Below are 9,741 nucleotides of genomic sequence, written 5' to 3'. Positions count from 1 at the left end.
TTCCGATCTGTGTAGTGATGCTTATATTCAGGATATAGCTGTACTGTCAGCCTACCGGAAATTTGGCATCGGTACCCTGATTGTGACTTTTCTGATCCAGGAACTTAAAAGAAGGGGAGTGGACTGGATTGGATTGATCGGTGAGCCGGGAACTCGTTCATTTTATGAAAAACTCGGGTTCAGGCAGATGAAGGACCACATCCCCTTTAAACTTGAATAACAGTTATGTAAAGGAAAAACCATGATATGTCATAGCCATTCGGAAACCTGTAATACCCCACCAATCATCAGCAACAGTGCTGATGATCTGCAGACTGAACCAAATATACTTAAGCCCGGGAAATTTGATCTGGAGACCCGTCCCCTGATACTTGATTTCCTGGGCCATTACCCGCCCTGCTCATGTGAGTACAGCTATGTTAATCTTTTTTGTTGGCAGAACTTGTACCGGTATTCATGGTTTTTTTATAAGGAAAACCTGGTGATTCATGACGATCGCAGCCGGGCCCTGTTCATGCCCATCGGAGAGGATTTGAATCCTGAAGAATTGTTTGATCTTTCAAAAAAGGCCATTGCCGCAGGACTGTCCGGAAACATCGGGCTGGTGCCTGAATCTTACGTGGATATATGGCCGGATCTGGATCGTTATTTCAGTATTACCTCTGACCGTGATGAGGCAGATTATGTTTACCTGACACAGGAGTTGGCAGAGTTAAAGGGCAGTAAACTGAATAAGAAAAAAAACCTTATTGCCCAGTTTACGCGCACGTATCCAGATTACTCCATAGTCCATATGAATGAGGGTAATTGCAAAGAGGTGATGCGTTTTGAAAAGCGTTTGCTTGAAGGCACGCCTTCAGTATCCAACTCCCTGGTGGAAGAGTCAGAAGCAATTGCCATGGCCTTCTCCCATTGGAAAGATTTGGGTTTAAACGGATTGATACTGATGGTAAAGGATGAAATTGCAGCGTTTGCTGTTTTCAGTCCCCTCTCGCCTGACACCTGGGATGTTCACTTTGAAAAATCAGATGTGACTTTCAAGGGTGCCGCCCAGATGATCAATAGCGAGACTGCCAAATTTCTGGAAGGGACTGCACGATATATCAATCGGGAACAGGATCTTGGAATACCGGGATTACGCCAGGCAAAACTGTCATATGTTCCCCATGCGTTGATTGAACCCTATTTTCTAGTGCCTAAGCTGAATTTAAGATCCCATTAGGAGTGTGAAAGCCATCTTAAAAGAATATTTTGAGATGGCTTTTTAAACAATAAAGTAAAATGTAAGTGTTTTTTCGATGCAGGAATTATCCTTCATTTTGTTTAAAAAAATTTCCGGCTTTAATGAGATGGTGTTTAAAGTAAACATTGTCCAATGAGACGCGCGTAACCTTGCGCCCCCTACCCGGTGCATGTATAAACTGACCTTTGCCGATGTAAATGCCTACGTGAACATCCCCCCGTCTTCTGGGTACTGAAAAAAAAACCAGATCTGCCGGTTTGATATTTTGCCGAGATACTGATGTGCAGTTTTTGAACTGGGCACTCGCTGCTCTTGGTACATGAATCCCGATTTTGGCGTGGGTATATACCACTAACCCAGAGCAGTCAAAACCCTTTGGAGAAACGCCGCCCCAGCGATAGGGCGTACCCACGGCAGTCATGGCTGCCTGGACAATACTCTGACGGGTGTCAGACAGGAGGCCGGATCTGTTATATTCGGGGTCATCAGATTGCCCTGGGAGGCCAGACTGATTCGTCCGGCCTCCTTTAAGTTTGCCGCAGCCAAAGCAGATCAGCACGGCCAAAAAAACGATCGCAATGGTGCGGATTAGGGAAGTAAACTTTGTCACAATGTAAAATGATCAATAGTTAGTAGTAAGATCATCCGCACTTGTCTGTGGGGTGGGGTCGTTTTTATTCCAAACATGCCGGCTTATGCGATGGTGTCCAGTAGGGTTCCGGTTGTTTCATCATAGGTCTGAATCATTTTGGCATTGGCGTCAAACCCATTCTGGGCTTGAATCTGCACAATCATTTCCTCTGCAATGTTCGTATTGGATAATTCCTTTAACGAACCATCATTTTTGAGAGGATCTTCAGCCAGAGTTGCGCTTGCCTGGGTTTTGGAGATGAAAGTTTGTACCTGTCCGTTTTTTGCCTCAACATTATACGCTCTGTCCGCCTTGAACTCGTCCGACAGGGAGTTGGCTACATTATTTGAAGAAACCAATATTTGGTTTGAAAAAGCCTGTAAAGCTGAACCATTGTTTTGGACGGTCATCCCCATGATATTTACCCCCGGTTTGTATCAATTGATATTCAAATAATATCAAAAAAATACCTTCATAACAATATACTTTTATTTCAGACAGCGATATGAAATGAATTTTGGGTATCTTGATTGGGTCTATTCTGGTCGGACATGCTGCCTGTTTTGGTATACGCATCGGAAACCTGCTGCCGTGTATATCCGGACACTGCTGTCTCCATCTGTCCGGCCTGCTCATTTGATATAAGCTGTGTGATTTCAGCCATGGCTTTTGCCGCCTGGGATGCAGCGTTGGATGCTACTTTTAAATCCTGGGAGGATGGCTGGGCAGGGGCTAACGCTGCGGCACGCACCCGCCGCATTTTCTGTAATGTTGCCTCGGGGTCCCCAGGTTCGGAAGCTGTGTCAATACTGACCTCTCCGCCTACTGCATACTTTTTTCCGTCAGGGCCCTGCTGGTAGGAAAAAGTGGCACCAGAGGTGATATATTCTCCGCCGGCGGCAATATGGGCCATTTCGTGAGCCCGAACTTCAGCGTCAACTTTTTCAAGTTTTTCGATGAGTAATTTTTCGTCCAAGGTAAGCCGCGACTCTGCATCTGCCTCTGACGGCTGACTTTTTTTCTGGGCGGCTTCATCTGTCTGGGTCTGGGAATCCGAACCAACCTGTTCCTCACTGTCGAACAGGGATGCGGCTTCGCTGATCTCGGTATCCTGCGCCTGGGATTCGGGCCTGGAGGACGAAGATATCAGGTCAGATCCCCGTTCAAGGGCGGATTGATATGTATAATAGCTGTTTATTCCTGCAGCCTGAACATCCATAACGCTTCCCTTAAATTATATACACCTTTAATATACCAATTAATTATGAAATTTCAAACGGTTATTTGAATGTACACCAGGTGATGGAATCGACGTTGACAAATGTCGGAAATGCGCGTATTTTAGAAAGATTCGTTATGGCGTGTTGTTGCGTTTTACGTTACGCTGTGACAAGCCGGAAAATAAAAGCAGAGTACCAGTTGATTAGACGATTGTATAAAACAAAATTCTGCCGGTTTCAAGGAACTTTTTTATGAATCGACAATCTGAGGTGTCAAGGCAGACTAAGGAAACCCGGATAAATATCCGGCTGAATCTGGACGGACAGGGAAAAGCTGAGATCAGTACAGGCATTCCTTTTTTTGATCACATGCTTACAGCATTTACAGTGCATGGTTTTTTTGACCTTCTGATTTCAGCCACAGGCGATCTTGACGTAGATTTTCATCATACCGTAGAAGATACAGGTCTTGTCCTAGGGCAGACGATCCAGCAGGCATTGTCTGAAAAAGGGGGCATCCATCGGTTTGGTGATGCAAGTGTTCCCATGGATGAATCCCTGTCCCGGGTAACCATTGATTTGTCCAACCGGCCTTATCTTGTTTACAATATTCCCAACGATTTGAAATCCCGCGGGAATTTTGATGCCTATCTTGCCAGGGAGTTCTTCCAGGCAGTCTGTGTCAAAGGCGGATTTAATCTGCATATTAATGCCCTTTACGGTGAGAATGAACACCACGTACTTGAGTCCATATTCAAGGCGTTTGGACGGTCATTGCATACTGCGACCCGTCCGATTTCTCATATATCAGGCGCATTATCCACCAAGGGATGTTTATAGTCAACGGCACGATTGGTTGTTGACAGGTCGTATTCACTGCTTATTCTAATCTAATTTACATGAAGATTTGAAATTTTGGAGCCGGCTCTACCCAAAATGCTGATCCCTGAAGAAAAAATTGCAGAGATTTTAGCTGCTTCGGATATTTTTGATGTTGTTTCCGAGGCAGTTATTCTAAAAAAGTCAGGCAGGAATTTTTTTGGTTTATGCCCCTTTCATTCTGAAAAGTCGCCTTCTTTTTCCATTAATCCCGATAAGCAGATTTTTCATTGCTTTGGGTGCGGCGCCGGCGGTAATGTCCTCTCCTTTATCATGAAATATCATGGGATCTCCTTTCCCGAAGCTGCAAGGATGCTGGCCAGAAAGTATAACATTGTCATTGAAACCCGAAAGATGAGTCCGCAACAGCGCAAAGCCGTTCATACCCGGGAATCTCTTTTCCGTCTTAATAAAAAGGTAATGCAGGCATATACATCTTTTCTAAAGGACCGATCAAAGGGCAATTGTGCCAGGCGGTATCTTGAAGGGCGAGGAACTAGTAAACAGATTATTGAGCAGTTTCAACTGGGATGCTCCCCTGATGCCTGGGATGCCATTGTCAATGTATTAAAAAAAGAAAAAATTACTAAAGGGGTCGCGCTCAGTTCCGGCCTGGTGCTGGAAAAAAAACAGAAAAACGGGTTTTACGACAGATTTCGAAACCGGCTGATGTTTCCTATTTTTGACATCAACATGCAGGTAGCCGGATTCGGCGGCCGGGTCATGGATGACAGCATGCCCAAATACATGAACTCTCCTGAAACCTCGGTGTACAGCAAAGGCCGTATTCTTTACGGATTGCACGCGGCAAAACAGGCGTGCCGCAGGCTGGGTCAGGTATTTATTGTGGAAGGTTATTTTGATTTTCTTTCACTTTATCAATACGGGATTGAAAATAGTGTGGCAAGCCTTGGTACGGCCCTGACTCGGGAGCATGTCAGGATTCTTAAAGGCTATGCAACGACCATGATCCTGGTTTTTGACTCTGATGAAGCAGGTATAAAGGCTGCCAAAAGAAGCATTGACGTTTTTGTTCAGGAGGGGATTGATACCCGGATTCTGGTGCTTCCGGGCAACAATGATCCCGACTCCTATGTCATGGCCCATGGCCGGGATGCCTTTCTTGAACTTGCAGGTACTGCCAAGACAGTGATGCAGTTTTTGCTCCAGCTATCTTTGGATACCCACGGAACTTCCGTTGAGGGACGTATAAAAATTTTGGACGAGATGAAGCAGCATCTGGCTATGATTCAGGATTATGCGGTCCGTTCAATCTATGTCCGTGAGCTGGCTGAAACACTTAATATCGATGAAAAGGCTGTTCTTGAAAAAGTAAAGGATGCCTATGAAAAAGAGGCAAACAGACAGATCCGGGAACCTTTGATTGCTGAGGACGGCGACGCATCCAAAAGTATTTTGGAATCCGACCCAAGAGAAAAACAGATCCTCTCCATGATGCTTCACTGGCCTGAACTGATTGCTGTTGCTGTGGAAAAAAAGGTGCTCCCCGCCTTTTATTCCAAGCCGCTTAAGCGGCTTGGCTGTTTGATTATTGACAGCGGAACGAACACTCAAAACATTGTGGGTGCGGTCATGGCCAGGGTTGAAACCGATGAAGACCGGGAGTTGATTGCATCGATGGCTATGGAAGATTATACCGGGGTTCAGGATCCGGCTCAGACGTTTGCTGTCCTGGTCAACCGGGTCATAAAAATAAAAAATAAAACCGACAGAATCATTGTCAGTCAATTAACAAAAGTAAAAGAGGGCTGTGATGTTGATGTGATCAATCTGCTCAAACTTAAACAGCAGCAGATTCAGCAGTTGCATAACAGTTAACTTTAAGCCTTTGGGAGGCATATATGGCAGAAAAGACCAGCAGATCTGAGGAAGGCGTGATGATTGGTAAGGACGAAATGCGCAGGCTTATCAAAAAGGGAGAGGAAACAGGCGTGCTGTCCTTTTCCGAAATCAATGACGCCATTTCAGATGATTTGCAATCCTTTGATCAGATAGATGATATTGTCATTCAGTTTCAGGAAATGGGTATTGAACTGGTTGGTGACAGAGACGAGGACACGTCTGCCATTAACCAGGGCAGGGCCCAAAGCCCCAAAAAGGCTTCCCGGTCATCAAAGAATAAAAGAGTTAAAAGCTCTGTATCCCGTAGGGATGATGATGACGAAGGTCTTGAAAATGATATGGATAAGAAAGGGAGTAGGGAGGCACTATCTTCCCGACGTGAACGTTCCGACATGGAATTTGGTGCAGTTACTGATCCTGTGAAGATGTATCTTAAAGAGATGGGTATGGTAACCCTGCTCAGCCGTGAAGGTGAAATTGAAATCGCCAAAAAAATAGAGGTTGGAGAACGGGATGTACTGCGGGCAATGCTCGATTGTCCTTTGGCGCTGAATACCATTTTTATGTATGGTAAAAAAATGGAAGATAAGGCCATGCGTCCCAAGCACGTACTCCGGGATGTGGATGAGGGGGACGGAATGGTTGATGAAGTCTCCAAACAGGAAAAATTCCTTGAATCTTTAGCCCGGATAAAAACCTTGCATAAGCAGAGTCAGTCCTGTCGTGATGAGCTTGAAAACACAAGGAAAGGTACAAAAAAATACAGCGCTCTTACGGAACAGATTGACTGCAATACAGAAGAAGTTTTTGAACTGCTTAAAAACTGGCGATTTGAGTCCAATGTCATTGATAACATAGAAAAGAGTATCAGAAGTACAATAATCTGGTTTAAAACGGTTGATAATCTGCTGGCCAGGTGTGCAAAAACGTTTAATGTCCAGCCCAGCACCATGATGAAACAGACAAAAGATCAGGCTGTTTTTGTTGAATGGGCCACGTCAAGAAGCGAAATGACCCCGGACCGTGCAGGTACTATTTTTAATGATATCAATTCGTTGTGTGAGCAGGTTGGAGAAAAAAAGGACCTGGTTAAAGGCAGTGTTGATGACCTCAATGCAATTGTTCAGGGGATTGAAATCGGGCGCAAAAAAGCGGATGCCGCTAAACGTGAACTGGTTCGCGCTAATTTAAGGCTTGTGGTCAGTATTGCCAAAAAATATACTAACAGGGGACTGCAGTTTCTTGATTTGATCCAGGAAGGCAATATTGGTTTGATGAAGGCGGTGGATAAATTTGAGTATCGCCGGGGATACAAGTTTTCCACATACGCTACCTGGTGGATCCGTCAGGCGATTACCCGTGCCATTGCAGACCAGGCCAGAACCATCAGAATTCCGGTTCATATGATCGAAACCATTAACAAACTGATCCGCACTTCCCGGTACCTGGTTCAGGAGATGGGCAAGGAACCTTCTCCAGAGGAAATTGCCGAAAAAATGGAAATCCCCATTGATAAGGTTCGGCGGGTGCTTAAGATTGCCAAGGAGCCTATTTCCCTTGAAACCCCCATTGGTGAGGAAGAAGACAGTCATCTTGGCGATTTTATCGAGGATAAGAAATTTTCTATTCCTTCCGAGGCCGCCATTGATCTAAGCCTTGCCGAACAGACGCGTAAAATACTGGCAACGTTGACGCCCAGGGAGGAAAAAGTGTTGAGGATGCGTTTTGGCATCGGAGAAAAGTCTGATCACACTTTAGAAGAAGTTGGAAAGGATTTTACCGTTACAAGGGAGCGTATTCGTCAGATTGAAGCCAAAGCCTTGCGTAAGCTTCGTCATCCCACTAGGAGTAAAAAACTAAAAACTTTTATAGAGAATTAACGCTTGACAGCATAAAGGTGTTGCTATATATATTTCGAATTTGCTTGCAACGCATTACCAAAGCGGCTTTCCGGGCCTATAGCTCAGTTTGGTAGAGCCACCGGCTCATAACCGGTCGGTCNNTTCGAATCCAGGTGGGCCCACCAAAGAACTTGCTCATACATGAGGTCTTAAGTTAGGGGGATAGCCAATTGATATGCTGAAAAGAGGGAAAGGATGACCAGGTCATACATGGATATGCCTGCAGAGCAATACGGAAATAGACTAAATCTAAAGCGTGGAGTGTACTCCACGCTTTTTTGTTTTGAGACTTATTGACGCATGCCGACGGTAAAACAGATTATTGATATTGTAGATCAAATTGCACCTTTTGCCTTGGCTGAATCCTGGGATAATTCAGGGCTTCAAGTCGGTGATCCCCGGTGGCCGGTGTCCAGTATCCTAATTGCCCTGGACGTCACAGATAAGGCCTTGTCCGAAGCGGAAAGGCTGGGGTGTGATATGTTGATTACCCATCATCCCCTGGTCATGTCACCTGAAAAGCAGATCGATTTCAGCAGGATGCCTGGAATTGCCATTCTGACCAGTGCCAGATCTCGAATTGCCGTAGTCAGTGCCCACACAAACCTGGATAAGGCTCAGGATGGTTTGAACGACTATCTGGCCCAAAAATTGGATATTTTTTGCACGGATGTTTTTTTTTCCGATGCAATGAAAAATGAATCTGCCGGACAGATTCAAGGACTTGGGCGCATTGGGCAGATTGGGGTGACCATGACACTTGAACAACTGGCTTGCCGGATTAAAGAAAAATTGGGAATTCCCCGCGTAAGAATTATTGGTAAACCCGGGAACATGGTATCAACCGCAGCATTGTGTTCGGGTTCCGGCGGGTCCTTGACAACTCAATTTTTAGGCTCGGGAATGGATGTATATATAACAGGGGATTTGAAATATCACGAAGCTCGGGATATAGAGTCCCATGGTAAGTCCGCAATCGATGTCGGCCATTTTTCTTCCGAATCAATTGCTGTCGAACTTTTGAAAAAGCGTCTTGGGCAGATGTTTGATTCCAGAAAATATGAAATTTTAATTAATACATATGATCAGGAACGAGACCCATTTTTAACCATATGAGGATGTAACACCTTATGTCAAAACCAGAGATTGCCACCCTTGTAAAACTTCAGGAGGCTGAAACCCAAATAGTTCGTCTTAAGGACTTACTGCATGAGGTTGAAAAAAAGAAAATCAAACTGGCATCCAGGCTCAAACAGTTTGCAGCAGCGCTCAAGGAAAATACCGAAGAACTTGAAAGACTGGAAAAAAATTGCATTGACAGTGAAAATGAAATTAAAATTGTTGATGCCCGCATTATCAAAAGCAATGAAACCCTTCGTAATGTAACCACAAATAAAGAGTATCAGGTTTTGCTCAGGGAGGTGGATGATAATAAAAAAAGAAAAGATGCCTTAGAGACAGAGCTGTTACAGATCATGGAAGAGCGGGAAAAGTCCCAGGCAGTTGTGAATGAAAGTACAAAAGAATATCAGCAGCTCGAAGAACAGATCAAAGCGGAACAGAACCAGATTGAAGAACAAACCACTAAGGACCGCAAGCTGCTTGAGGAATATATTAAAAGCCAGAAAGAAATCGGTGTAAGTTTGGATCCTAAACTTTTAGATCGGTTCAAACGCATTTCTAAAATGAATCAGGGGTCTGCCGTTGCCAATGTGCAGGATGAGGTCTGTTTAGGGTGTTTTATGAATATTCCACCCCAACTGTATATCGAAGTTCAGCGCGGAAACCAGTTGATACTTTGTCCCCAGTGTAGCCGAATTCTTTATTATGATAAAAGCTGATACTTAGAATTAGATTGAAGAACAATTTTAATTTCGGTCTGACCGGCACAAACGGTCGCTGGGCGAATTAACGCCGGGAGGAAAGTCCGAACACCACAGGGCAGGACGCTCCATAACGTGGAGTCACGGTGACGTGAAGGAAAGTGCAACAGAGAGTAGACCG

Annotated in this window: 10 protein-coding genes and 1 tRNA gene; 8 read left to right on the top strand and 3 right to left on the bottom strand. The window is 44.8% G+C overall.

Going from position 1 to position 9,741, the window contains the following annotated elements; genetic code table 11:
• Together B3D59_RS12015 and B3D59_RS12010 are read left to right on the top strand one after the other, a co-directional pair.
• Window positions 1-220, top strand: a 220-nt coding sequence (locus B3D59_RS12015) for a GNAT family N-acetyltransferase (protein WP_286820061.1), incomplete at its 5' end; no start/stop codon positions are given.
• 21 nt (window positions 221-241) lie between these two features.
• Window positions 242-1,222: a DUF2156 domain-containing protein gene (locus tag B3D59_RS12010; RefSeq protein ID WP_286820058.1), complete on the top strand. Its 981-nt coding sequence runs from the start codon at window positions 242-244 to the stop codon at window positions 1,220-1,222.
• A gap of 85 nt (window positions 1,223-1,307) precedes the next feature.
• On the opposite strand, the gene B3D59_RS12005 is transcribed toward B3D59_RS12010, so the two are convergent.
• The 3 genes from B3D59_RS12005 to B3D59_RS11995 form a co-directional block, all read right to left on the bottom strand.
• A complete protein-coding gene (locus B3D59_RS12005; protein ID WP_286820057.1) occupies window positions 1,308-1,853 on the bottom strand; it encodes a C40 family peptidase in 546 nt (181 codons plus the stop codon).
• 83 nt (window positions 1,854-1,936) lie between these two features.
• Window positions 1,937-2,233, bottom strand: coding sequence for a flagellar basal body rod C-terminal domain-containing protein (locus B3D59_RS12000; RefSeq protein ID WP_286820056.1), 297 nt, complete (start codon window positions 2,231-2,233; stop codon window positions 1,937-1,939).
• A gap of 134 nt (window positions 2,234-2,367) precedes the next feature.
• A complete protein-coding gene (locus tag B3D59_RS11995) occupies window positions 2,368-3,093 on the bottom strand; it encodes a putative metalloprotease CJM1_0395 family protein (RefSeq protein WP_286820054.1) in 726 nt (241 codons plus the stop codon).
• A 253-nt stretch (window positions 3,094-3,346) separates the two neighbouring features.
• Between B3D59_RS11995 and hisB the strand changes: the two genes are divergently transcribed.
• The 6 genes from hisB to B3D59_RS11965 all read left to right on the top strand — a co-directional run bounded on the left by hisB (window position 3,347) and on the right by B3D59_RS11965 (window position 9,578).
• Window positions 3,347-3,934, top strand: coding sequence for an imidazoleglycerol-phosphate dehydratase HisB (gene hisB / locus B3D59_RS11990; RefSeq protein ID WP_286820048.1), 588 nt, complete (start codon window positions 3,347-3,349; stop codon window positions 3,932-3,934).
• 96 nt (window positions 3,935-4,030) lie between these two features.
• Window positions 4,031-5,812: a DNA primase gene (gene dnaG / locus B3D59_RS11985; protein WP_286820046.1), complete on the top strand. Its 1,782-nt coding sequence runs from the start codon at window positions 4,031-4,033 to the stop codon at window positions 5,810-5,812.
• Between the two features lie 23 nt (window positions 5,813-5,835).
• Window positions 5,836-7,716, top strand: a complete 1,881-nt coding sequence (gene rpoD, locus B3D59_RS11980; protein ID WP_286820044.1) for an RNA polymerase sigma factor RpoD — start codon at window positions 5,836-5,838, stop codon at window positions 7,714-7,716.
• A 72-nt stretch (window positions 7,717-7,788) separates the two neighbouring features.
• A tRNA-Ile gene (locus tag B3D59_RS11975) sits at window positions 7,789-7,862 on the top strand.
• 175 nt (window positions 7,863-8,037) lie between these two features.
• Window positions 8,038-8,853 carry a Nif3-like dinuclear metal center hexameric protein gene (locus B3D59_RS11970; protein ID WP_286820040.1) on the top strand — a complete coding sequence of 272 codons (816 nt, stop codon included), beginning with the start codon at window positions 8,038-8,040 and terminating at the stop codon, window positions 8,851-8,853.
• Window positions 8,854-8,867: 14 nt separating this feature from the next.
• Complete coding sequence (locus tag B3D59_RS11965; protein WP_286820038.1) at window positions 8,868-9,578, top strand: zinc ribbon domain-containing protein; 711 nt, start codon at window positions 8,868-8,870, stop codon at window positions 9,576-9,578.
• Window positions 9,579-9,741 lie beyond the last annotated feature (163 nt).

Source organism: Desulfobacter sp. UBA2225 (assembly GCF_002348205.1).
GTDB lineage: Bacteria > Desulfobacterota > Desulfobacteria > Desulfobacterales > Desulfobacteraceae > Desulfobacter > Desulfobacter postgatei.
This window is presented reverse-complemented; position numbering and strand designations above follow the sequence as displayed.